The organism is Acidovorax sp. (assembly GCF_046339755.1).
Taxonomy (GTDB): Bacteria; Pseudomonadota; Gammaproteobacteria; order Burkholderiales; family Burkholderiaceae_C; genus Acidovorax.
This window is the reverse complement of the sequence record NZ_JBKDTZ010000318.1, coordinates 1-23945: the sequence shown is the minus strand read 5'-3', so window position 1 is coordinate 23945 and position 23945 is coordinate 1. Positions and strand designations below refer to the sequence as shown.

Below are 23945 nucleotides of genomic sequence, written 5' to 3'. Positions count from 1 at the left end.
CGCCATGGACGGGCAACGCATGGCTGCGCTGGTTGAGTTGGGCGTCTACCTGCAAGCCCGCAACTATGAATTCACCACGGTCACGCCCTTGACCCACCAGCGGGTGCTGCGCAATCGAGGCGACATGCCTGTATGCGGCATGCGCGATGCCCTGGGAGGCCATCTTCCTGAAGATGCTTCACCGCTCGGCCACTGGCTTTGAGACAGCGCCGGACTTTGCCGTCGGCATCGTGCTGACGGTGCCGCCGTTCCCCTATACCCAAGGGTACGAGGAAATCTCCAAAGGCATTCCCGTGATCCTGGATGAGGGCCTGTCGACAGGTGATCGCGCTGCAATCGCCTTTGCCGAGGTGGAGCTGCGCCAGAGCGCCCCCATCACCAGCGGTACCAGCGGTTACGTGGGCGTGGCCACCGGCTGCGCAGCCACCGTGGAGACCGCCCGCCTGCGCGCGCTGGAGCTGGCGCGCAAGGTCTACGTGCCCAACCTGCGCTACTCAACGACATCGGTGTACGGGTGTCGGACGAGCACATCGGCCTTCTGCAGCAGTGGGGCTGTCTGTAAACGCGCGGGCGCCGTAGGAGGCCGCTCACGAGGATGGGAGCTTTGTCCCGATAGTGGGAGGAGCAGCGATGGCCCACCCTCAGGGCCATACCTACCCAAAACACGCCATGTACCTCCATTTGCAGGAACGTCCCCGTTCCGAACCGACCATCGCCCGCCCCGTTTCCATGGCATCCGTCCCAGCCGCGCTCCATGCGCCTCTCTACGACCGTTTGGCGAACCACATTCCGACGTTGCAGGAACGCGGGCAAGCAGCCGACTTCCTGAGCCGCACGTTGCAGGAAGTGGCGCTTGACGATGACGATCTACCCGAGAACCCCGACGATCTGACGGCCTGGATGGAGGCCAATATCCAGAAGGTCCATGGCCAGTACCAGGCCTATCTGGACGAGCGCAAGGCCGGGGCGCCGCGCCGCTACTTCACGAACCGTGCGCACGCCCTGTACTTTCTGCGCAATGTCGCGCCCACCAAGCTGGTCGATGGCTCCTGGCTGTACGGCCTGTGCGCGCATGCGGACAACTCCCGCCTCTCGGACTTGGTCACCACCTATGTGGAAGAACTGGGTGACGGCCTGGCCGACAAGAACCACGTGAAGCTCTACCGCGCCTTGCTGGCCCAGTATGGACTGGACCCTGTGGACGACCTGCCCGATGCGCTGTACAAGCAAGGGCTGCTTCAAGTGGCCCTGGGCTGGAGTGCGCAGGATTTCCTCCCCGAGATCGTGGGCTTCAACCTGGGCTACGAGCAGTTGCCCCTGCACCTGCTCATCACCGCGTACGAACTCAATGAACTGGGCATCGACCCCTACTATTTCACGCTGCACGTCACGGTCGACAATGCCGACACGGGGCATGCCAAGCGCGCCTGCGTGGCAGCGCTGGAGGCCGCACCGCGCATCGACGACGGTGGCGGCTACTGGCGCCGGGTGCGTGCAGGTGCCAAGCTGGGCAACGTGGGGGTCAGCACGCTGGACGTGATCGACGGCTTCGACATCGACAGGGAGGTGCTGGCCATCCTGGCGCGCAAGGCGCCGTCAGGCCATGGCGCGCATTCCGACTTCTGCAAGGTGGCCGGCCGCAGCGTGAACGACTGGCTGTCCAACGCCGATGACCTTCCTGCGTTTCTGGCTGCGCTGGAGCAAGCCCACTGGATCAAGCGCAACCAGCCCGTGACCGATAGCCGCTTCTGGCACCTGCTGCAGGGCGAGCGTGCCAAGATGTTCGGTGTGTTCTCCCCCTACGAACTGCAGGTGATCCACGACTGGATCCGTGGCGCGGCAAGTGCCGATGGTGCGCCCTTCGAGACCGGCGCCACCCCGGCCACGGGCAAGCGGCAGATGAGCTTTCGCGTGGCCGAACGGCTCAAGGCCACCAAGGGTGGGCGCTCCGAGCCTGCGCCAGCGGCCCTGGACACGGACCTTGAGATCTTCGAGCAGCGTTATCCCACGCTGGACGCCGTCGAGCGGCGGGATCTGCTGGTCCAGGCCATGTCGCCGGCGCTGCACTGGACGCCCGTGGGGCTCAAGGCCACGCGGATGTTCCTGAACCGGGCGTGAGCTCCTGGCAAGTATCACAAGGTGCTTGCCCGACATTGGGTGGACAGCGTAAGAACGCTCCGACCCCAACTGGGGGATAAATGGTGCATCGCACCGGCATTGGTGGCCGCACCATGGAGGCCATTCACATCGGAGCCTTCATGCACAGATCGACCTCGCCCATCCGCCGCCCTTCGTATGCGTTGCTTGCGCTGGAACCCGTGCGCGCCGCATTGGAGTTTGCAGGGCACCATGTGATGGGCGAAGCCGCCTTGCCCAGAGGCGACCGGCATGCGGTCGTGGTATTTCCCGGACTGGCCACCAATGCCACCGTGGTACGCCCATTGCATGCATTTTGCGAGCGTCTGGGTTACAGCGCCCTCGATTGGGGGCAGGGTGTCAACACCGGCCCCAAGGGCGAGATCGATGGCTGGCTTGACGCGCTGGCGCAACGCGTTCGGGAGCGCACCGCTGGCCACACCGCCCCCATCAGCCTGGTGGGCTGGAGTCTGGGTGGCATCTATGCGCGCGAGATTGCCAAGCGGCTGCGCTCGCGCGTGCGGCAGGTCATCACCATCGGAACCCCCTTTGCGGGATCCGCAGAGCACACAAACGCCGGTTTGGTCTACCGCCTTCTGAACGGCAGCATGCCACCAGCGCACCCGGCGTTGCTGGAAAGGTTGCGCCAGGCGCCCCCCGTTCCCACCACGTCGATTTACAGCCGCAGCGATGGCGTGGTGGCATGGCAAGCATGCAGGGACATGAAGCGCACGGGGCGGTCCGAATCCATCGAGATCGAAGGCAGCCATTGCGGGATGCCCTGGAATCCGGCTGTGCTGAGGGTGGTGGCGGACCGCCTTGCCCAGCCGCTGCATGCATGGCGCCCCTATGCCCACAGTGCGAATCCCCGTCCCAAGTTTGGCGCGTCCGTGGTTCCCGGATGATGCCCTCCGAAGCTGGACGCAGCCCGTTGCCTTCGGGGAATCCCCCTGCGGCCCCGCTGTTCGTAGGCACCGCCGGCTGGGGCCTGCCGCGCAGCAGCCAGCACCGTTTTGCCACGGCAGACCCGCTCGCAACCCACCTGCAGCGCTACGCGCAGCACCTTTCGGCTGTCGAGATCAACTCCTCTTTCTACCGGCCGCACCAGCGCACCACCTACGAGCGCTGGGCCGCGGCCACGCCGCCTGCGTTCCGCTTTTGCGCCAAGTTGCCGCGCAGCATTACGCACACGGCGCGCCTCAAGGACACTGAACCCCTGCTGCAGGCCTTCCTGGGCCAGGCGGCGGGACTGGGCGATCGCCTGGGTTGCCTGCTGGTGCAGCTACCGCCCAGCCTGGCGCTCGACCGACCGGTGACCGATGCATTCTTTCGCAGCCTGCGGCACCTGCATGGCGAGGGCGGGGTTGCCGTCGAGCCGCGCCATGCCAGCTGGTTCACGCCCGAAGGCAACGCACTGCTGGCCCACTGGCACGCGGCCCGCGTGCTGGCCGACCCGGTACTTCACGATCCGGGGCGGGCGCCCGGCGGCTGGCCTGGCCTGGTGTACTGCCGCTTGCACGGATCGCCACGCGTGTACTACTCGGCCTACGACGCCGCACTCATCGGCGCCTTGGCCGCACGGCTGCAGGCCGCCACCCATGAAGCCGGCAGTGTGTGGTGCATCTTCGACAACACGGCCAGCGGCGCCGCGACTCACAACGCCCTCGATCTGCACGGGGCGTTGCGGGCCTGAATCCGCGTGCGGCTAGATCATTTGGGTTATGGATTACGGGAGGCGCTTGCCTCAGCATCCACACCGCGCTCTCGACACCCAGTGGATGGGCGCGCGGATCGACAGGCTACCTGTTTGGCCGGCAGTCCACCGGCGCCACAAGAACAAGAGGAATGCAGATGGGATTTTTCAGCCGGCTGCTCAGGGTCCGCGAGCAGGTCCGATCCAGCCCGGAAGCGGCATGGAACGCAGAGGACAACGCCAGCGAACTCGTGCTCGATGCCGAGTACGCCGACCACCTGGCGATGGAGATGGAGATCGATGCCGGCATTGCCCTGCACGAAAACTGGCGCGCCCGCCTGGAGGACATGGTCCACGGCCGCAGCACCGAGGTGATGCGCCCGGAGCGGGTCTGCCAGGACCACCGCTGCCAGCTGGGCCGCTGGCTGCATGGGGCCGGGCGCGCACGCCTGGGCCAGCACACTGCCTTTGGCATGCTGGTGGCGCGGCACAAGTACTTTCACCAGCAGGCGGCCGCCGTGGTCACGCTGTTCCAGGCAGGCGATCTGCAGCAGTCGCAGAAGGTGCTCAAGACCAGCTGCCGACACGCCTCCAACCAGGTGGTGCTGTTGCTCAAGGAGCTCAAGAACCACGCGGGGCGCTGAGCCGCGGCCTGTGGACCGGCCCCGCCCCCCGAAACACAAAACTCCCCTAAGCTTGCGCCTGGCGGAGTTTGCACCGTGCATGCATTGCGGCGCTGAACGCAAGGTATGCACGGCAGGTGCATTGCAATAACGGTAGCCGGGTGAAAGAGGCCGTTTCCCCGCTTTCGGGCTGTTGTCCTGCACTGCGGTCGTGCTGCCCCCGGCCTGCTGCCGCAAGGTGCGGCGTAGGACGGTGCACCCCGGGCATCGCGCTAGCCGCTGACGGCCCGGGCCGGTGGGGCATTCCAGAATGGAGCGTTTCAGGAGCGCTGCCATGACCACCACCACCCGTCCCCTCGCGGTCGTCACCGGAGCCTCGTCGGGCATCGGCTACCACCTGGCACGCTGCTGTGCCCAGAACGGATTTGACCTGGTGATCGCGGCCGATCAGGCGCTCGACCAGGCGGCCAACGACCTGCGCATGCTCGGCGCCACGGTGCAGGTGGTACAGGCCGACTTGGCCAGCCGCCAGGGAGTGGACCAGTTGGTCGACGCCATCGCCGGGCGGCCGGTGGATGCACTGCTGGCCAACGCCGGGCACGGCCTGGGAAAAGGATTCCTGGAGCAGGAGTTCGGAGACATCCAGCACGTGATCGATACCAACATCACCGGCACCCTGTACCTGCTGCACAAGCTCGGACACCCGATGCGCCGGCGCGGCCGGGGGCGCATTCTCATCACGGGCTCCATTGCCGGTTTTACGCCAGGCAGCTTCCAGGCGGTCTACAACGGCAGCAAGGCCTTCATCGATTCGTTCGCGGCGGCGCTGCGCAATGAACTCAAGGATTCGGGCGTCACCGTCACCTGCCTGATGCCAGGTGCCACCGACACGGAGTTCTTCGCCCGTGCGGACATGCTCGATACCCAGGTGGGCGCCGACGACGGCAAGGCCGACCCGGCCGATGTGGCCAGGGTGGGCTTTGCCGCCATGATGGACGGCGAGGCCGATGTGGTGCATGGCCTCAAGAACAAGCTGCAGGCCATCATGGCCAAGGTCATGCCTTCGCAGGTGCTGGCCGAGCAGCACCGCAAGATGGCTGAGCCGGGCTCAGCGCTCAAGGACTGATGTGGCCGGGCTGTGGAGGCCACGCTGCCGTGGTTAGGATATCCGCTGCCGACCCGACGGACCACCACGCACCTTCACCGATGCCTTCCATTTCCCCGGACGATTCCTCCCCATCCTCCCAGCACGGCATGGTGCGCGTGCGCGGGGCCCGCGAGCACAACCTGAAGGATGTGGACGTGGACATTCCGCGCGATGCGCTGGTGGTGTTCACGGGGGTCTCCGGCTCAGGCAAGTCGTCCCTAGCCTTCGGCACGCTGTTCGCAGAGGCGCAGCGGCGCTACCTGGAGTCGGTGGCGCCCTATGCGCGCCGCCTCATCGTGCAGGCCGGCGTGCCCCAGGTGGACAGCATCGACGGCCTGCCGCCCGCGGTGGCGCTGCAGCAGCAGCGCGGCACGCCGAGCACGCGCTCCTCGGTGGGCAGCGTAACGGCCATATCGAGTCCGCTGCGCATGCTGTACTCGCGTGCCGGCCATTACCCCGGCGGCCAGCCCATGCTCTATGCCGAGGATTTTTCGCCCAACACGCCGCAGGGCGCCTGCCCGCACTGCCATGGCCAGGGCCGGGTGTACGAGGTGACCGAACAATCGATGGTGCCCGACGATACGCTCACCATCCGCGAGCGCGCCGTGGCCGCGTGGCCGCTGGCCTGGCAGGGGCAGAACCTGCGCGACATCCTCACCACGCTGGGCCACGACGTGGACGTGCCCTGGCGCACGCTGCCCAAGAAGCTGCGCGACTGGATCCTCTTCACCGACGAGCAGCCCACGGTGCCGGTGTACGCGGGCTTCAGCGTGGCCGAGGTCAAGGACGCCATCCGGCGCAAGCTCACCCCGAGCTACATGGGCACCTTCACCGGCGCGCGGCGCCACGTGCTGCACACCTTTGCCCACAGCCAGAGCGCACTCATGAAAAAGCGCGTGGCCCAGTACATGGTGGGCACGCTGTGCCCGGTGTGCCAGGGCAAGCGGCTCAAGCGCGAGGCGCTGTCGGTCACTTTTGCCGGGCACGACATCGGCAGCCTGTCGCAGCTGCCGCTCACCGTGCTGGCCGAGTTGCTGCGGCCGGCCGCCGAGGGTCGGCTGGGCGAGCGCGATCCCGCCCCCGATGCGCCCGCGGGCCGCACCCGCGGCAAGCGGCCCGCGGCCCATGCCGCCGCGCCCGACGTGCACCGCACGCCCTGGCTGTCCGAGGAAAAGGTGATCGCCGCCCAGCGCCTGGCCGGCGACCTGCGCAAGCGCGTGCTGGCGCTGATCGAACTGGGCCTGGGCTACCTCTCGCTGGACCGCAGCACGCCCACCCTCTCACCCGGCGAGCTGCAGCGGCTGCGCCTGGCCTCGCAGCTCTCGTCGCAGCTGTTCGGCGTGGTCTATGTGCTCGACGAGCCATCGGCCGGCCTGCACCCGGCCGACGGCGAGGCGCTGCTGGCAGCGCTGCAAGGCCTCAAGGCGGCGGGCAATTCGCTCTTCGTGGTGGAGCACGACCTGGCCACCATGCGCCGCGCCGACTGGCTGGTGGATGTGGGCCCGGCGGCAGGCGAGCAGGGCGGCGAGGTGCTCTACAGCGGCCCGCCGGCCGGCCTGGCGCAGGTGCAGCGTTCGCAGACGCGGCACTACCTGTTCGGTTCGGCGAAGAGTGCCGTACCTGCACGCGCGCCGCGCCCGCCGCAGGGCTGGTTGCGGCTGGAAGGCATCACGCGCAACAACCTGCATGGGCTCGATGCGGCTTTTCCGCTCGGGTGCATGACAGCGGTGACCGGCGTGTCGGGCTCGGGCAAGTCCAGCCTGGTGAGCCAGGCGCTGCTGGAGTTGGTATCCGCACACCTGGGCCGGCCGCTCGTGGCCGGCGACGACGACGAGGGCCTCCCCCTGCCCGACGATGGGGAGGCTCCGGCGGGCGATGCCGCTACCCTGGGTGGGCGCATTGCCGCGGGCGGTGAGCACCTACGCCGCCTGGTGCAGGTGGACCAGAAGCCCATCGGCCGCACGCCACGCTCCAACCTGGCCACCTACACGGGCCTGTTCGACGGGGTGCGCAAGCTCTTTGCCGCCACCCCGGCCGCACGCAAGCGGCGGTATGACGCGGGGCGCTTTTCGTTCAATGTGGCCAAGGGCCGTTGCGCCACCTGCGAGGGCGAGGGCTTCGTGAGCGTGGAACTGCTGTTCATGCCCAGCGTGTATGCGCCATGCCCCGCCTGCCATGGGGCACGCTACAACGCCGAGACCCTGGAAGTCCGCTGGAACGGCCTGACGGTTGCCGACGTGCTGGGCCTCACGGTGGATGCGGCCTGCGACGCCTTTGCTGATGAACCCCAGGTGCTGCGCCCGCTCGCTGTGCTGCGCGACATCGGCCTCGGATACCTGCGCCTGGGCCAGCCGGCCACGGAACTGAGCGGCGGTGAGGCCCAGCGCATCAAGCTGGCCACCGAGCTGCAGCGGCCCACCCAGCGCGGCGGCACCCTCTACGTGCTGGACGAGCCCACCACCGGCCTGCACCCGGCCGACGTGGACCGCCTGCTGGCCCAGCTCGACGGCCTGGTGGCCGCAGGCAATACCGTGGTGGTGGTCGAGCACGAGATGCGCGTGGTGGCCGCCTGCGACTGGGTGATGGACATCGGGCCCGGCGCGGGCGAGGAGGGCGGGCGCATCGTGGCCCAGGGTATGCCTGCCGTGGTGGCGGTGGCCGGCAGCAGCCGCACTGCCCCCTATCTGTCGCGGGCCCTGGGACTGGTGGCACCCTGACCGGGGCCGGGGCCGCCAGCCATGTTGCACGCCTGCACAGAAAAATTGCGCCGCCGGGCTCGGCAGGCGCGCACGCCGGAAGATTTGAATGATACTTTGGGGATTCCGTGCGCAGCGCTGCCTGCGCCGGCCCCTCCTGGACGCTCCATTCCCGACACGATGAAGGATGCACCCGTTGGTCCGTGACGATTCTCGCTCCAGGGCCCATGCCTCGGTGAAGTGGCTTCGCCTGCTCGTGATTCTGAGCATCGCGGTGCCGCTGTTCATTTACCTGGTGGTGGGAGCGGTGGCCCTGGTGGGCGCGCAGGACGAGGCCGGACTGCGCGTGAGCCGCTCGCTGCGCGTGGCGCACGAGCATGCCTCCAAGGTGATGGCCGCGTCCGAGGCGATGCACGACCGGGTGCTCGCCGTGGTCAAGGGCCGCAGCCCGCAGGAGCTGCGTGTGCATGGCGCCGACCTGCATGCCGACCTGGCGGCCTGGTCCAGGGACCAGCCGCAGGTGCAGTCGATCTGGATCTTCGACAGCAAGGGCGACCCCATTGCCAGCAGCCGCTTTGCACAAGTGCCGCAGTTCAACGTGGCCGACCGCGACTACTTCCAGTTCCACCGCCTGCGGCCACCGGGCCCGCGCTACCTGTCGGGGCCACTGGTCACCCGGACCACGCGCGAGCGCATCCTGGACATCAGCCTGGCCTTCGAGGACCACAACGGCCAGTTCGGCGGCGTGATCAACGTGAGTCTGCTTGCCTCGTACTTCCAGGACTTCTACGGCGACCTGGTGGCCGACGAGCCGGGCCTGGCGGTCAACCTGTTCCGCGAGGACGGCGCCATCTACACCCGCTGGCCCAGCCTGGACAAGGCCCCCGAGCAACTGGCGCCCGACAGCCCGGTGATGGCCCGGCTGCTCCAGGGCGAGACCGGGGCGCAGATGCGCGGCATCTCTTCGGTGGACCGGCAGGACCGCATCATCGCCTTCCGCAAGGTCGGCCCCTACCCGCTGTTCGTGGGCACGGGCATGAACCTTTCGGCCGCGCGCAACGGCGTGCTGCGCCAGTTGGCGGCGCTGTTCGCGCTGGGGGCCCTTCCCATTGCCGGGCTGTTCTTCGCCGCACGCATGGCGCTGCGCAATGCGCGCACCGCGCTGTCCACCATGGAGAGCCTGGAAAAGGAGGTCGCCACGCGCCGCCGCGCGGAAGAGGCGCTGCTGCAGGCGCAGAAGCTCGAGGCCCTGGGCCGGCTGACGGGCGGGGTGGCGCACGACTTCAACAATGCGCTGATGGTCATCAGCAACAACCTGCACCTGCTCAAGCGCACCGCGCCCGATGTGGGCACCCGGCAGATCGACTCCATGGCGCGTGCCGTCAAGTCGGCCACCAACCTCACGCGCCAACTGCTGGCCTTCTCGCGCCGCCAGCCGCTGGTGGCCGAGCATGTGGTGCTGCAGGACAAGTTGCCGCCCACCAAGGACCTGATCGCACCGGAGCTGGGCAGCCAGATCCAGCTGGACGTGCAGGTGGACCCCGCCACCGCCCCCGTGGTGCTCGACCTGGCGGAGCTGGAACTGGCGCTGCTGAACCTGTCCATCAACGCGCGCGATGCCATGCCCAAGGGCGGCAGCCTGGTGATCAGTGCGCGCAACGCGAGTGAGAGCGAGGCCGGGCAGGGCATGCCCGCCATGGTGCTCATCGAGGTGAGCGACACGGGCAGCGGCATTCCGCCGGAGCTGCTCGGCAAGGTGTTCGAGCCCTTCTTCACCACCAAGGCCGTGGGCGAGGGCACGGGCCTGGGGCTCAGCCAGGTGTATGGCATGTGCCAGCGCGTGGGCGGGCGGGCGGAGATCGCCAGCACCCTGGGCACGGGCACCCGCATCCGCCTGTTCTTTCCGAGCGCCGGTCCGCAGGCGGCGCGCGAGGATGCCGCCGGCCCCGCACCGGCCCTGGCACCGCTGGACAAGAGCCTGCTGGTGGTGGAGGACAACGACGAAGTGGCCGCCTCCCTGGTCCCCATCCTCGAATCGCTGGGCTGCCGCGTGACGCGTGTGGACCGCGCCGCCAAGGCCCGCACCCTGCTGGAGCAGGGCGAGCGGCCCGACCTGGTGCTGTCGGACGTGGTGATGCCCGGCGAGATCGACGGCGTGGGCCTGGCCCGGCACATCCGTGAGACCTGGCCCGCGCAGAAACTGCTGCTGATGACGGGCTATGCCGAGCAACTGGACCACATCCAGCAGATGGGCTTCGACGTGCTGCCCAAACCCTGCACGCCGCAGATGCTGCATGTGGCGATTGCGCGCATCGCCCAGTGAGCGGGCGCGGCCTCAGGCATCCGTGTCGTCCTCGCGGTTCTGGTCCAGGTAGTCCAGCAGCGCGCGCACCGCGGGCAGCATGCCTCGCCGGCTGGTGAACACGGCCAGCACATCGGCGCGCGGCGAGGCCCAGCGCGGCAGCACCTGCACGAGCCGCCCCGCGCGGATGTCGGCCTGGCATATGCGCCGCGGCAGCAGGGCGATGCCCATGCCGGCGCGCGCCGCCTCGCGCAGTGCGAACATGTCGTCCGTCACCAGCCGTGGCACATGCTGCAGCTCCAGCGCGCGTTCGGCGCTGGCCAGGCTCCAGCTGACGCGCTCGCCCCGGCCGGGCCAGGACAGCGTGGGCAGGCGGGCAATGTCCTCGGGCTCCTGCGGCACGGCCACCGTATCGAACAGCCGGGCGCTGGCCACCAGCACATCGGTCGATGCGCCTAGCTTGCGCACCACCTGGTCCGAATCGGGCAGGGGCGGGCGGCGCACGCGGATCACCACGTCCATGCGCTCCTCAATGGGGTCCACGCGGCGGTTGGTGGCCGCCACATGCAGGCGCACCAGCGGATACGCCTGCATGAAGCACGGCAGGAGGGGCGTGAGCCACACCTGCGCCAGCGTGATCGGGCAGCTGATGCGCACCTCGCCTTGCGGCGTGGCCGAGGCCTGCCGCGCCAGCTCGTGGGTGGACTCGGCCAGTTCCACCAGCGTGCGGCAACGCTCGTAGACGCTCTGGCCCGCGCCGGTCAGGGTGATGCGCCGGGGCGAGCGCTGCAGCAGGCGCACGCCCATGCGCTCTTCCAGCACCGCCATGCGCCGGCTCAGGCGCGACTTGGGCACGCCCAGGCGCCGGCCGGCCTCGCTGAAGCCGCCGTGCTCCACGATCTTGGCAAAGAACATCAGGTCGTTCAGGTCTTCCATGCGCGTGCACTCCGGGCCAATGGTGGTGCCGATTTTCGTTCCATCAGAGGAACGATACGGTTTACCAGACCCTATTGAGTGGAACGAGGTCGGCACCCATCATCGGGCCTCCATCGCTCGTGCAACGACCAACATGACCTCAGCCTTCCACATCCTGCACCTGGATTCGAGCCTCACCGGCCCGGCCTCCGTCTCGCGCCTCCTGAGCCGCGAAACGGTGGACGCCTGGCGCGCGGCCGACCCCGCCGTGCGCGTCACCTACCGCGACCTGGCCGTGACCGTGCCGCCCCAGCTCACGCCCGAGACCGTGGCCGCCCTGCGCCAGCGCAGCCAGCCGGCCAGCGCGCAGGGCCGTGCCGACCTGGCCCACCTCAACACCCTGCTCGACGAGTTCCTGGCGGCCGATGCCATCGTGATCGGAGCGCCCATGTACAACTTCGGTGTGCCCACCCAGCTCAAGGCCTGGATCGATGCCCTGGCCCAGGCCGGCCGCACCTTCGAATACACTCCGCAGGGCCCGCGCGGCCTGGCGGGCCGCAAGCGCGTGGTCATCGCGTCCTCGCGCGGCAACATCTACAGCACCCCGCCGCAGATGCAGGACAAGGACTTCCAGGAGCGCTATCTCGTGGCAGTGCTGCAGTTCATGGGCATCACCCGCTTCGACGTGGTGCGTGCAGAGGGCGTGAACCGCGGGCCCGAGGTGCGCGATGCCGCGCTGGCCTCGGCCCGTGCCGCCATCGCCCAGCTGTTTGCGGCGCATGAGGCAGTGGCACCATGAAGCTCGCCAGTTTCACCGCCGGTGGCAGCGCCAGCTATGGCGTGGTCGAAGGCGCCACGTTGGCCGACCTGGGCGCCATCGCCGGCGCACCCGCGGACCTGATGGCGCTCATCGCCCTGGGCCAGCCCGGGCTGGACTGGGCCCGCACCACCGCCGCCAGCGCACCGCGCCGGGACCTGGCCGCCGTGCGCCTGCTCGCGCCCATTCCCGCGCCGCGCAAGTACCTGGGCCTGGGCGGCAACTACCCCTCGCACCTGGAGGAGGCGCGCAAGGTCAATCTGGTGCGCGCACCGGGCCAGGCCTGGTTCAACAAGCAGGTGAGCTGCGTCAACGGCCCGTATGACCCGGTGCACCTGCCACGCGTATCGGTCCAGTTCGACTACGAGGGCGAGCTGGGTGTGGTGATCGGCCGGCGCTGCCGCCATGTGCGCCGCGAAGACGCCATGGACATGGTGGCCGGCTTCGTGGTGACCAACGACCTGAGCGTGCGCGACTGGCAGATGCGCGCGCCCACGCACACCCTGGGCAAGTCGTTCGACACGCATGGCCCTTTCGGCCCCTGGATCGTGACGCGCGACGAACTGTCCGACCCCCACGCCCTGCGCCTGCGCACCTGGGTCAACGGCGATCTGCGCCAGGACGGCAACACCCGCGAGATGACCCACCGCGTGGAAGACATGATCGTGGAGCTGAGCACCGCCTTCACCCTGGAGCCGGGCGACGTGCTCACCACCGGCAGCCCCGCCGGCGTAGGCGGCCTGATGGACCCGCCGCGCTACCTGCAGGTGGGCGATGTGGTGCGGGTCGAGATCGAGGGCATCGGCGCCATCGAGAACCGCGTCATCGCAGAACCTTAGGACAGGAGACAAACCCATGCAACCCCGCACCCTTCCCGACGCCGCCGCGCATCCCATCCGTCCTGCCAAGCTGGCCCACGTGGTGCTGCGCGTCACCGATCTGCCACGCTCGCGCGCCTGGTACCTCACGGTGCTGCAGGGCTGGCCCGCGTTCGAGAACGCCATGCTGTGCTTTCTGACCTACGACGACGAGCACCACCGCATCGGCCTGATCGGCCGGCCCGAACTCGCGCCGGCTGACGACGGGGCAGGGGGTCTGGAGCACCTGGCCTTCACCTACCCCACGCTGCCTGCGCTGCTCGCCACTTTCCGCCGGCTCAAGGCGGCCGGCATCGTGCCGTACTGGACCATCAATCACGGCCCCACCGTGTCGCTGTACTACAAGGACCCCGACGGCAACCGGGTGGAGCTGCAGTACGACGTGTTCACCGCCAACGCGGACCTCGGCGCCTTCTTCGCCTCAGGCGCCTACGAGGAGAACTTCATGGGCATCCTGTTCGACCCGGAGGCATTGATCGCGCGCTACGAGGCCGGCGAACCGCTGGCTGAGCTCACGGCGCGGCCACCGCTGCCGCCGGGGAAGACGCCCTGGGACATGCACGTGCCCTGACACCTCTGACAGCAAGATCGCGCCCGAGGTGCCCACGCTGGCGGAAACCCTGCCGGAGCTGGAGTTCAATACCTGGGTCGGCGTGTGGGGCCCTGCCGGCCTGCCCGGTGCGCTGGTGGCGCGCCTCCATGGCACCTTCCAGGCCGTGACGGCGGAGCCGGCGCTGGCCCAGATGCTCTACGGCACAGCACCGAGCCCATCGCCACGCCGCAGGCGCAGATCGCCGCCGTGGTGGAGCGCGAGGCCAGGGCCACGGTGCAACCGATCAAGAGCAACCACATCCTTGGCATTGTCGGCATTGGCTGACATGTTGCTGTGCAGCAATTTTCCACAATGGGGCCTTCCATGATCTTCGCGGAGCCCCCTTTTGCCGGACAGCAGCCGACCGACCCTCGCCTTCTTCGCTGACACCCAGCCCCTGGGGGCGGGCGCATGATGGACTGGTTCGACCCCACCTCCTGGACACACACCGGCATCGTGGCCGTGGCCGCAGTCATCGTGGCGGGCATCGTGCACCGCATCGCTGCGGTGGTGCTGCGGCGTGCCACGGGCCATGTGCTGGTGCTGCGCTCGGTGTTCGAGGCCTGCGTGCCCGTGGTGCGCATCCTGCTGCCGCTGATCGCTCTGCAACTGGTGTGGCAGGCCGCCAGCGACGACCTGCGCCATATCGGCACGGTGCGCCATTTCAACGGCCTGGCCGTCATCGCCGGCACTTGCTGGCTGCTGATCGCGGCCATCGGCGGCCTCGCGGACGGGGTGATCGCCAAGCACCCGGCCGATGTCGAGGACAACCTCACCGCGCGCCGCATCGCCACGCAGGCGCGCGTGCTCTCGCGCACCGCCATGACTGCGGTGGTGATGGCCGGTGTCGCCATGATGCTCATGACCTTTCCCGGCGCACGCCAGGTGGGCGCGAGCCTGCTGGCCTCGGCCGGGGTGGTGGGCATCGTCGCCGGTATCGCCGCGCGGCCGGTGTTCAGCAACATGATCGCGGGCCTGCAGATCGCCCTGGCCCAGCCGTTTCGCATCGACGACGTGCTCATCATCGAGGGCGAGTGGGGCCGCGTGGAGGAAATCACGGGCACCTACGTGGTGCTCAAGATCTGGGACGAGCGGAGGCTCATCATCCCGCTGCAGTGGTTCATCGAGCACCCGTTCCAGAACTGGACGCGCACCAGCTCCGAGATCCTTGGCACGGTCTTCCTGTATGCCGACTATGCGCTGCCGCTCGACCCGCTGCGCGCAGAACTCAAGCGCGTGCTCGATACCGCGCCCGAATGGGACAAGCGCGTGAGCGTGCTGCAGCTCACCGAGGCGACGGACCGCACCATCCAGATCCGCGTGCTGGTCTCGGCCCGCTCCTCGGGCCTGGCCTTCGACCTGCGCTGCCGGGTGCGCGAGGCGCTGGTGACTTTCATCCAGCGCGAGTACCCCGATTGCCTGCCGCAGGTGCGCACACCCCAGGTGACAACACCCGCGCCGGGCGTTCTGCAGCCACCGCAGGGCGTATGACTTCCTTGCCTAGCTGCGGGGAGTTTCGTGGTTCACGATGAAGTCTTCGGGGACATGGGGGCCCCAGACGTACAGAGAATCCTCGGGCGGGTGGTCCGCCGCAGGCCACTGGGCGTGCGGCGCCACGTAGTCAATGTCGTACGAGTATTCGGCAAAGCTGCCCCAGGGGTCGCGCACATAACGGAAGTAGTTCGAACCCAGCACATGCCGGCCCAGGCCCCAGCCGTCCGGGTAGCCGGCGTTGGCCATCTGCTGCGCGCCCATGCCCACGGCATCCAGCGAGGGCACGCACCAGCTGCTGTGGTGCAGGCCTGCGGCGTTGGACTTGGCGAAGGCGATCAGATGGTGGTCGCTGCCATGCGGCGTGTGCAGAAAAGCGATGATGCCGGCCGACTGGTCCGACACCTTGAGGCCGAGCACGCCGGTGTAGAAGTCGAGCGCCTGCGTCACGTCGGCCGTGAACAGCAGGATGTGCGAGAGGTACAGTGGCCGTGTGGCCTGGGCCTTGCTGCGGCTGGGCGCACGGCCATGGTTGGCGGGCTCGGGCGTCGATTCGCGCGGGCCCGGGGCATTGGGTGAGACCTTGGCCGCCACGCGCAGCTGAATGGGCAGCCCGTCCGGGCCCCGCAGCCACAGGCCCGCCGGGTCGGCACCTTTGGGTACAGGCACGCCGGGCACACCGCGTTCGCGCAGCAGCGCTGCAAAGCGGTCCAGGTCCGGTGCATGGATGCCCAGGCTGATCCATTCGAGCCGCTTGGGGCCGCCCCCACCCTGGAGCACGCGTGCCCAGCGGTGCGGGTGGCCATGGGTGTACAGGGCCAGCGCGCCTGCCTCGTCGCGTACATCGAGGCCGAAGCTGGTGTAGAAGTGGCGCGCCTTCTCCAGGTCGGGCACGCTCAGCACGAACTCGTCGACGGAATGGATGGCGGGGCGGTCCTGGGGCTGCGGATTCGTCACGGTCTGTCTCCTGTTTTTTTCTGCGGCAGCTGCGCTCACTCGGCGGTCACGCCGATTTCCCTGGCCAACCCCTGGTACAGCTGGATCTCCGCAGCATAGAACCCGTCCAGGTCGCGCAGGGTGCTGACGTTGGCCGGCTCCATGCCGCTCGTGGTCACGTAGGTCTGGAAGTCGCTGTCCTTCATCACTGTCGTAAGCGCCTTGTTCAGCCGTTCGACCACGTCGGCCGGAGTCTTGGTGGGCACGAGCAGGGCGATCCAGGTGCCGTAGACGAAGCTGGAGAGGGCCTTGTCCGACCCTGCGATGGTCGTCACCTGCGGCAGCTGCGGGTGCACGGCGCCGGCCGAGTTGCCGATGGCCTTGACCTTGCCCGACTGGATCATCGACAGCGTGGCGCCGCCCAGCGGCAGGAAGCTCAGGTCGATCTGCTCGCCCATGAGGTCCTGGCTGATGGGGGGAACGCCCCGGTAGGAGATCTGGTTGAGCTTGACGCCGTTCTTGCGCGCCCACTGCTCGCCCAGCAGGTGGATCATCGAGCCGGGGCCGATGTCGCCCAGGCTCAGGGGCGCAGGCGACTTCTTGGCCAGTGCAGCCAGCTCCCTGGGGTTGGCCGCCGCCAGTCCCGGCCGGGCCACCAGGATATAGGGCAGGCGCGCCACCAGCGCGATGGCGCGGAAGTCCTCGGGCTTGTAGCGCGCCGCCTTTGTGGTGAAGGGCGTGAGGATGGGCTCCGTCTGCGAGGCGATCAGCACCGGCACGGTGCTGGGCGGGCTGCCCAGCACCTTCTGCACGCCAATGGAACCGCCCGCGCCGGGCGCGTTTTCCACGATCACGGTCTGCTCCAGCTCCTTTTGCAACAGCGGCTGGAGCTTGCGTGCCACGCCGTCGGTGGGGTTGCCGGCGGGCTGCGGCACGATGATGCTGACGGTGCGGCCCGCCAACTGGGCGTGCACGGTGGTGGCGGCCAGCAGGGTGGCGGCGGCGAGGGCCAGGGGGGCAAGCAGGCGGTTCATGGCGTTGGTCTTCTGTGGTTCTTGAGTGGGCTTGCCTTATGCGGCGACGGTGCCGGCAAGCACCTCGTCCACGATGGGGTTGCGCAGCGTGCCGATGCGCTCGATGGAGACCTCGCACACATCCCCCTCGAGCATCAGCAGGCGAGGGTTGCGCGCCCAGCCGATGCCCGCCGGCGTGCCGGCCACGATCACGTCGCCCGGGGCCAGGGTGATGGCCTCGCTGATCACCTGCACCAGCGTGGCCACGTCGAACACCATATCGCTGGTGTTGGCCGATTGCACGGTCTGGCCGTTCAGGCGCGTCTCCAGCTTCAGGCCGCGGGCGCCGGGTGGCAGTTCGTCGGCGGTGACCACAGCGGGGCCGAAGCCTCCTGTGGCGTCGAAGGTCTTGCCGACCGTCCACTGCGGGGTCTTGAACTGGTACTCGCGCACCGAGCCGTCGTTGAACACCGAATAGCCGAACACATGGTCTAGCGCCTTGTCCAGCGGGATATGGCGGCCACCGGTGCCGATCACCACGGCCAGCTCGCCCTCGTAGTCCAGGCTGTCGCTGCAGGCGGGGCGCACGATGGGTGCGTCGTGCGCGCACAGGCTGGTGGTCAGCCGCAGGAACAGCGTGGGGTAGTCGGGCTGGGCGTAGGCGCTTTCCTTGGTGTGGTCGTGGTAGTTCAGGCCCACGCAGATGATCTTTTCGGGCGCGACCACCGGTGGCAGGAACTGCACCTCGGCCAGCGGCACGGGGGCGCTTGCGCGGGCGACCAGTTCATCGCGGCTCGCGCCCGCGGCCAGTTGGCGCACGAAATCGCCGACATCGCGTGCCACGTCGGCGGGCAGGGGGCGCACCTGCTCGCCGTCAAGCAGGCCGAGGCGGCGGGAACCTTGGAGGGTGACTGTGCAGAGCTTCATGGGGAGGTACAGGTTGCGTGAATGGGTAAAATATATATATTTCATTAAAAAGTATATGTTAGTACAAACCCTATAATTTCCCAGACAATCCCCATTACCCTGGCGGCACCCCATGACCACAGCCACCGAAGCGCTCCCAGGCGCGCCCACCACACGCACCTCTTCACTGGTGGCGCAGTTGCGCCTGGACATCGTCGGCGGCCTGTTCGCCCCCGGCTCCAAGCTGCTCATCAAGGATTTGTGCACGCGCTATGGCGCCAGCCCCATCCCCATGCGCGAGGCACTCTCGCGCCTGACCAGCAGCGGCTTCGTGCAGGCCGAGGACCAGCGCGGTTTCAAGGTCGCCAGCGCTTCGGCGCAGGATCTGATGGAGATTTCGGGTGCCCGGGTGCTGGTGGAAACCGAGGCGCTGCGCCTGTCGCTGCTGCAGGGCGACGTGGCCTGGGAGGCGCGCGTGGTGGCCGCCCACCACCAGCTCAGCCGCTTGGCCCTGCGCGAGGCTGGCATGCCCGCGGCCCTGTCCGCCCAATGGGACGAGGCGCACATGGCCTTCCACGATGCGCTGCTCTCGGCCTGCGGCTCGCGCGTGCTGCTGGAGCTGGCCGCCAACCTGCGCGAGCGCTTCACCCGCTACCGCTACATCTCGGCCGTGGCCGCCAGCGATTCAGGCCTGCCGCCTGCTGCCGCCCGATCCGCGCACCGCGACATCCCGGCCGAGCACACGGCCATCGTCGAAGCCGCGCTGGCGCGCGACGTGGCGCGCGCCACGGCCTTGCTGCAGCAGCATTTCCAGCAGACGACGGAGCTGGCGCTGCAGGCGAGCGGAATGGAGCGGGGGCAGCGCAAGGCGGCGTGAACCGCAGCCAGTGGGCGCAGGTGCAGCACTGCGCTGCCCGCCTCATAGGCCTGGGCCAGGAAGTAGGGGGGCATTGACTCCATCCTTCCTCGCCGCTTGTTGCCATGGCTCGACGGCCCGGCCATGGTCCTGCGCAACGCCATGGCCTGTGGAATGGCGCGGGCCCAGAAGAACCTGCGCCACGGGCTCGCCGTCCGAGGCCGCTTCTTCCAGCAATTCCAGGGCCTTCTTTTCGTCCTTCTCCACGCTCCATCGGCATAGGCATTCGCGAGATAGGCCTTCGACAGGCTGTCGCCATGGGCACTGGCCAGCTTCAGCCAATGGACGGACTTCCTGGCGTCCGGGGCCGTGCCGTCACCGTCCTTGTAGGCGAGGCCCAGAATCGGCAGGACGTCCATGTCCCCCTTTTCCGCCAGCGGCACCAGCGGGGGCAGGGCCTTGCCCATCTACTCCGAGCCCTTTCTCGGATCCGCGGCGGTGCCAAACCGTGCTTGTTGGCAAAACCCAGCTTGTACATGGCAAGCGGGCAACTGCAGCTTGTCAAGGCGAAGGACAGCGCAACGCAAAAGGCGCAGGGCAGTGCGAGGCTGGGTTGCATCGGCAAGGGATATGCAGCGAGGGGGGCAGGGCCAGGAAAGCGCGGCCCCGTGCGCCATCCTATCGGGATTGTTCCGCGCGCCCAAAAGGAAATGGGCCAGGTCTCCCGGAGCCTTGCCGCAAGGCTTATCCCCCCTGGGGCTCCGTGCGCGCCACCAGCGATTCGCCGATGGCATAGAACTGCCCGCCCGCCACATAGTGCAGGCTGCGCCACTCGGGCCCGGCGGTCTCGAAATGCCAGTGCCCGTCGGCAAACACGCGGGTATCGGCCCAGGCACCCACCACCTCGCCGATGAAAAGATCGTAGGCCTGCTGGTTGTGCGCTTCGGGGATGAGCTTGCACGCCAGCCAGGCCGAGCACCCCGCGACGAAGGGCAGATCGTGCCCCTCGATGCCGAACAGCTCCACACCATGGCGCTGCAGCTTGGCCGGGTCTTGGTGCAGGCTGGCGTTGCCCACATCGTGGGTCAGCTGCATCTGCGCGGCCGTGGGCACCTGGATCACGAAGCGGCCGCTGCCCTCGACCAGGGCGCGCGTGCGCGTGGCCTTGTCCAGCACCACCGTGAGCTTGGGCGGCGCGAAGTCGAGCGCGCAGGCCCAGGCGGCGGACATCACGTTGTCCACCCCCGCATGGCGCGCCGATACCAGCACCGTGGGGCCATGGTTGAGGAGGCGGTAGGCCTTGGAGAGTTCGACGGGTGCCAGGTGGCTGTTCATGCAAATCCTTGATGGGTCGAGGTGCTGCCCGCGAGCCAGTCAACGCGGGACACCACACTATCGCCGATAGGCGCCCGGCGGGCTGCCGGTCCAGTTCTTGAAGGCCCGCTCGAACGCCGGGCTGTCGTTGAAGCCCAGCCCGGCGGCCAGCTCCGCCAATGAGACGCTGCTCGTGTTGAACCGCCAGATCGCCGTGTCGCGCCGCAGTTCGGCCTTGAGCGCTTGGTTAGGCGATGCCTTGGTTGGCCAGTCGCCGCTGCAGTGTGATGGGCGCCATGTGCAGGGCCCGGGCCATGCCGCCCAGGTCTGGGCCACGAGGCCGCCTACATGGCCAAGCACTGGTGCACCGAGCAGCAGGGCCGGGTGATCGACGAATGCCTGCAGCTGTCTGGCGGCTATGGCCACATGGTCGAGTACCCGATCGCACGCATGTACGCCGATGCCCGCATCCAGCGCATCTACGGCGGCACCAGCGAGATCATGGAGCACCTGATTGCGCGCAAACCGAACATGTCATGACAGGTTGTTGAATCCGCCTTCGAACAGCTTTGGTGGGACTTCGGCAACAGAATGCGGCCCTACCCTAGATATATTGATATGGCAATAAATTAATTGCCGAAATTGGCGTACATTGCCACGATGGGATGCGTCCGCAGTGGATTGGCATGCCAACCGTGTACCCCATCGTTGCTGCTGTCATGGACCCGCTTCTCGCCCGACTTTCCGACTCCGTCGTACACGCCAAGACGCTTGAAGAGCTGACCCGCCCGCTGCTGGAGATGCTGGAAAAGGTCACGCGGCTGGAGTCCACGTACCTCACCACCATCGATTTCAAGCGCGAACTGCAGCATGTGCTGTACTCGCGCAATACGCGCAGGATGGAGATCCCCGAGGGCCTGACCGTGCCCTGGGGCGACACGCTGTGCTACCGCGCCCTCAATGAAAACCGCATGTTCACGGCCGACGTGCAGGGCTGCTGGGGGGACTCGGAGGCGGCGGCCGCCCTGGGCATCCAGACCTATGTGAGCATGCCGGTACGTCTGTCCGATGGCGCCATCTACGGCACGCTGTGCGCTGCCAGCGCCGAGCGCGCCGAACTCCCGCCCGAGACCGGGAAGATACTGCAGCTGTTTGCCGGCCTGATCGCCCAGCAGGTCGAGCGCGAGCAACTGCTGGAGGAGCTGCAGCGCAAGAACGAGCAGCTCACCAGCATGGCCCTCTTGGACCCGCTCACGGGCGTGCCCAATCGCCGGGCCCTGTTTGAAGAGCTGGAGCGGCTGCAGGCGCGTTCGCGGCGCTCGGGCAGCACGGTGATGGTGGCTTTTCTCGACCTCGACGGCTTCAAGAACGTCAATGACAGCCACGGCCACGAGGCCGGCGATGCCCTGCTATGCGCCATTGCCAACCAGTTGCGCGCCGCCATGCGCGAAAGCGACTACCTGAGCCGCTTCGGTGGTGATGAGTTCGTGTTCGTGGGCCCCGGTCCGCAGCGCGATCAGGACCCCGCCGAAGCCATCCACAGCCTGCGCCAGCGCCTGCAGCAAGCCACGGTGTGCCGCATTCCCCTGGCTGGCCAGCGGACCCTGAAATACCCGGGTGCCAGCGTGGGCGTGGTCTGCTCCGACCCCGGGCTGAGCACGGCCGATGCGGCCATCCGCCATGCGGACGAGGCCATGTACCAGGCCAAGCACGAGCGCCGCGCACTGCACCATTGACAAGCGCTCCCCTGGGCGGGGGCCGGCCCGCTTGCTCAGCGGTCGTCGGCCGCGCAATCGCCCGCCGGGCGCAGGTTGGTCATGCACTGCGCGAACGTGCGCGCCTTGGCCCACATCGTCGCATTCACCTCATGGCCGGCGCCTGGCGCCACATAGGTGTAGAACGAGGCGGGTCGCTTGGCCGCGTCGGGGATGGCCGTCAGGATGCGGGCGCGGGCGCCGGATGCGCCATAGCCTGAACTGCCCAGCCCCACCGGCGGGAACAGCTGGTCGGCGCTGCCCGAGACTGCGGCGACACGGATGGCCGCGCCGTTGACCCGGAAGTCATTGGGTTGCTCGTAGGTCGTGCCGGTGGCGTTGCAATCGTAGTCGCAGCCTCCGGCGAGTGCGATGGCGCCCTGCAAGCGGTGCTTCGTGGCCACCGTGAAGATGAGGTTGCTCGAGAACGAGGTGCCGGCCACGACGATGCGGCTGGTGTCGATGGGCAGGTTGCGTTCGGCGACGGCCGCCTTGATCGCCGCCAGGCCCAGCCCGAAATCCGAGCTGGCGATGTCGAAGGTTTCGTTCACGTTCGTGCGCGCGATCAGCGGGCTGCTCCAGTTGTCGCAGCCGCGGTACTCGAAGGTGGCAGAGGCCATGCCGGCCGCGGCGAACTGCTCCAGCCCGGCCGCGTCCTGCGGCACGGGAGCCGGCGGATTGCCGCTTGGTGCCCAGCCTGCGAGACTGATCACCAGAGGCACCTTGGCCTGGGCCGTGGCCCCGGCCGGAACCTTGAGGGTGATGGCGGCCTGGGGAAGGTTCGAGCACGCCGCCACGACCCGGCCCTGGGCCGTGTACCAGTACTGGGTGTTGGGCTGGGGTGCGTAGGACAGCTGCAGGGTCTGGGCGCCGCCGCCACCGCCACCCGGGTTGCCGGCGGGCGGCGTGGCGGCCTCCAGACCAAAGCGTCCATCTGCGCCAAAGCGCAGGATCACATTGGTGTAGACATCGCTCCCCACCGTCACGCTGGGGATGCGCATTACCCCGTCGTTCAGGTTCAGCGTGGCCTGGGCGCTCGCAAGCGGACTGTGGGCCGCGATCGCTGCAGGGATGGCAAGAAGGCACAGATGCTTCATGGGAGGACTCCGGTTGTACGAACGGCAAGTAAGGGGCGGCGGGCATTCCGGTGCCCGCACATGTAGTCCCTGGGCTGCGCGCCGGGCGGCGATGAATCGGTCCAGGTGCACCTAGGTTAGTTCCTCGCCGCCCGGGCAACAAGCCCTGTGCCTGCCGTGCGTGCCAACTAGTTCTCGATCCGGCGATGCAGGTTCAGGCTTTGGGGTCGGCGGGCAGGCGCGTGCCCTGCCACTGCCCGCTCGTGCACAGGTCGCGGATCACCTCGCCGATGAGCCGGCAGATCGCGCGCTTGGCGTTGGTGGTGGGCAGGTGGACCGAAAGGCACAGGCCGAGCGTGCGGAACATCGCCGGCGAGTCGATGCGGTGCGCGCGCAGGCGGCCCTCGCTCACCTCCCGCTGTGCCAGGCCCAGGGGCATGATGGTGGGGCCGAGCCCCGCCTCCACCGCGGCCTTGAGCGTGTAGACGGAATTGATTTCCGCCGCCACGCGCGCCGCCGGGTAGCCCGCATTGCCGAGAGCAGCATCCACCAGCCAACGCGTGCAGTGGCCATGCGTGTTGGCGGGCCACACCAGCGGGCGGGCGATGGCCTGCGCCAGGCCCACGTCGCCGGGCGGCACGGCCAGTCGGTCCTGGGGTGATTCGAGAAAGACGAACTCCTCTTCGACCAGGGGCGTGAAGGTGGTGTCTTCCGACGGCATGGTGGGCGAGAAGATCGCCATGTCCACCCGCCCGCGCAGCAACTGGTCGACCATGTTGCCGGTCAGCTCCTCGTTGAGG

21 protein-coding genes and 2 pseudogenes are annotated in these 23945 nt (G+C 68.2%); 15 read left to right on the top strand and 8 right to left on the bottom strand.

Features of this window, described 5'->3' with window-relative positions; translation table 11 throughout:
• The 8 genes and pseudogenes from ACK59X_RS27755 to ACK59X_RS27720 form a co-directional block, all read left to right on the top strand.
• A pseudogene (locus ACK59X_RS27755) lies at window positions 1–202 on the top strand (hypothetical protein); the annotation flags it as partial.
• A 527-nt stretch (window positions 203–729) separates the two neighbouring features.
• Complete coding sequence (locus tag ACK59X_RS27750) at window positions 730–2118, top strand: iron-containing redox enzyme family protein (protein ID WP_409961742.1); 1389 nt, start codon at window positions 730–732, stop codon at window positions 2116–2118.
• Between the two features lie 236 nt (window positions 2119–2354).
• Complete coding sequence (locus ACK59X_RS27745) at window positions 2355–3041, top strand: alpha/beta fold hydrolase (RefSeq protein WP_409961741.1); 687 nt, start codon at window positions 2355–2357, stop codon at window positions 3039–3041.
• Complete coding sequence (locus tag ACK59X_RS27740; protein WP_409961740.1) at window positions 3038–3829, top strand: DUF72 domain-containing protein; 792 nt, start codon at window positions 3038–3040, stop codon at window positions 3827–3829. The genes ACK59X_RS27745 and ACK59X_RS27740 overlap by 4 nt, the downstream gene beginning before the upstream one ends.
• A 158-nt stretch (window positions 3830–3987) precedes the next feature.
• Window positions 3988–4473, top strand: coding sequence for a CZB domain-containing protein (locus tag ACK59X_RS27735; protein ID WP_409961739.1), 486 nt, complete (start codon window positions 3988–3990; stop codon window positions 4471–4473).
• A gap of 313 nt (window positions 4474–4786) precedes the next feature.
• On the top strand, window positions 4787–5578 hold the full coding sequence (locus ACK59X_RS27730; protein WP_409961738.1) for an SDR family NAD(P)-dependent oxidoreductase: 792 nt from the start codon (window positions 4787–4789) through the stop codon (window positions 5576–5578).
• Window positions 5579–5658: 80 nt separating this feature from the next.
• Entirely contained in the window at window positions 5659–8316 is a 2658-nt protein-coding gene (locus tag ACK59X_RS27725; protein ID WP_409961737.1) for an excinuclease ABC subunit A, read from the top strand.
• Between the two features lie 235 nt (window positions 8317–8551).
• Window positions 8552–10618 carry an ATP-binding protein gene (locus tag ACK59X_RS27720; RefSeq protein ID WP_409961736.1) on the top strand — a complete coding sequence of 689 codons (2067 nt, stop codon included), beginning with the start codon at window positions 8552–8554 and terminating at the stop codon, window positions 10616–10618.
• A 12-nt stretch (window positions 10619–10630) separates the two neighbouring features.
• On the opposite strand, the gene ACK59X_RS27715 is transcribed toward ACK59X_RS27720, so the two are convergent.
• Complete coding sequence (locus tag ACK59X_RS27715) at window positions 10631–11533, bottom strand: LysR family transcriptional regulator (RefSeq protein WP_409961735.1); 903 nt, start codon at window positions 11531–11533, stop codon at window positions 10631–10633.
• A 133-nt stretch (window positions 11534–11666) separates the two neighbouring features.
• Here ACK59X_RS27715 and ACK59X_RS27710 point away from each other — a divergent pair, with 133 nt between their 5' ends.
• The 4 genes from ACK59X_RS27710 to ACK59X_RS27695 all read left to right on the top strand — a co-directional run bounded on the left by ACK59X_RS27710 (window position 11667) and on the right by ACK59X_RS27695 (window position 15290).
• Window positions 11667–12311, top strand: a complete 645-nt coding sequence (locus tag ACK59X_RS27710) for an FMN-dependent NADH-azoreductase (protein ID WP_409961734.1) — start codon at window positions 11667–11669, stop codon at window positions 12309–12311.
• Window positions 12308–13168 (top strand): fumarylacetoacetate hydrolase family protein, encoded by an 861-nt coding sequence (locus tag ACK59X_RS27705; RefSeq protein ID WP_409961733.1) that lies wholly within the window; start codon window positions 12308–12310, stop codon window positions 13166–13168. Before ACK59X_RS27710 ends, ACK59X_RS27705 begins: the two co-directional genes overlap by 4 nt.
• 16 nt (window positions 13169–13184) lie before the next feature.
• Window positions 13185–13778, top strand: a complete 594-nt coding sequence (locus ACK59X_RS27700) for a VOC family protein (protein ID WP_409961732.1) — start codon at window positions 13185–13187, stop codon at window positions 13776–13778.
• Window positions 13779–14210: 432 nt separating this feature from the next.
• A complete protein-coding gene (locus tag ACK59X_RS27695) occupies window positions 14211–15290 on the top strand; it encodes a mechanosensitive ion channel family protein (protein ID WP_409961731.1) in 1080 nt (359 codons plus the stop codon).
• A 9-nt stretch (window positions 15291–15299) separates the two neighbouring features.
• Here ACK59X_RS27695 and ACK59X_RS27690 read toward each other — a convergent pair whose 3' ends face one another.
• From ACK59X_RS27690 to ACK59X_RS27680, 3 genes are read right to left on the bottom strand one after another with little or no spacing between them, the layout of a single operon-like run.
• A complete protein-coding gene (locus ACK59X_RS27690; RefSeq protein WP_409961730.1) occupies window positions 15300–16247 on the bottom strand; it encodes a VOC family protein in 948 nt (315 codons plus the stop codon).
• A gap of 35 nt (window positions 16248–16282) precedes the next feature.
• The gene (locus ACK59X_RS27685; protein WP_409961729.1) at window positions 16283–17260 is read right to left on the bottom strand and encodes a tripartite tricarboxylate transporter substrate binding protein; all 978 of its coding nucleotides are present in this window, start codon (window positions 17258–17260) and stop codon (window positions 16283–16285) included.
• Between the two features lie 36 nt (window positions 17261–17296).
• The gene (locus ACK59X_RS27680) at window positions 17297–18166 is read right to left on the bottom strand and encodes a fumarylacetoacetate hydrolase family protein (RefSeq protein WP_409961728.1); all 870 of its coding nucleotides are present in this window, start codon (window positions 18164–18166) and stop codon (window positions 17297–17299) included.
• 112 nt (window positions 18167–18278) lie between these two features.
• On the opposite strand from ACK59X_RS27680, the gene ACK59X_RS27675 reads away from it, so the two are divergent.
• Complete coding sequence (locus ACK59X_RS27675; RefSeq protein ID WP_409961727.1) at window positions 18279–19022, top strand: GntR family transcriptional regulator; 744 nt, start codon at window positions 18279–18281, stop codon at window positions 19020–19022.
• Between the two features lie 723 nt (window positions 19023–19745).
• On the opposite strand, the gene ACK59X_RS27670 is transcribed toward ACK59X_RS27675, so the two are convergent.
• Together ACK59X_RS27670 and ACK59X_RS27665 are read right to left on the bottom strand one after the other, a co-directional pair.
• The gene (locus ACK59X_RS27670; protein ID WP_409961726.1) at window positions 19746–20336 is read right to left on the bottom strand and encodes a flavin reductase family protein; all 591 of its coding nucleotides are present in this window, start codon (window positions 20334–20336) and stop codon (window positions 19746–19748) included.
• 57 nt (window positions 20337–20393) lie between these two features.
• Window positions 20394–20651 carry a helix-turn-helix domain-containing protein gene (locus tag ACK59X_RS27665; protein ID WP_409961725.1) on the bottom strand — a complete coding sequence of 86 codons (258 nt, stop codon included), beginning with the start codon at window positions 20649–20651 and terminating at the stop codon, window positions 20394–20396.
• On the opposite strand from ACK59X_RS27665, the pseudogene ACK59X_RS27660 reads away from it, so the two are divergent.
• A pseudogene (locus ACK59X_RS27660) lies at window positions 20643–20855 on the top strand (acyl-CoA dehydrogenase family protein); the annotation flags it as partial. The gene ACK59X_RS27665 and the pseudogene ACK59X_RS27660 overlap by 9 nt on opposite strands.
• A gap of 179 nt (window positions 20856–21034) precedes the next feature.
• Window positions 21035–22051 carry a sensor domain-containing diguanylate cyclase gene (locus ACK59X_RS27655; protein ID WP_409961724.1) on the top strand — a complete coding sequence of 339 codons (1017 nt, stop codon included), beginning with the start codon at window positions 21035–21037 and terminating at the stop codon, window positions 22049–22051.
• 35 nt (window positions 22052–22086) lie between these two features.
• On the opposite strand, the gene ACK59X_RS27650 is transcribed toward ACK59X_RS27655, so the two are convergent.
• Window positions 22087–23166, bottom strand: coding sequence for an alpha/beta hydrolase family protein (locus ACK59X_RS27650; RefSeq protein ID WP_409961723.1), 1080 nt, complete (start codon window positions 23164–23166; stop codon window positions 22087–22089).
• Window positions 23167–23359: 193 nt separating this feature from the next.
• On the bottom strand, window positions 23360–23945 hold a 586-nt coding region (locus ACK59X_RS27645; protein ID WP_409961722.1), incomplete at its 5' end, for a LysR substrate-binding domain-containing protein.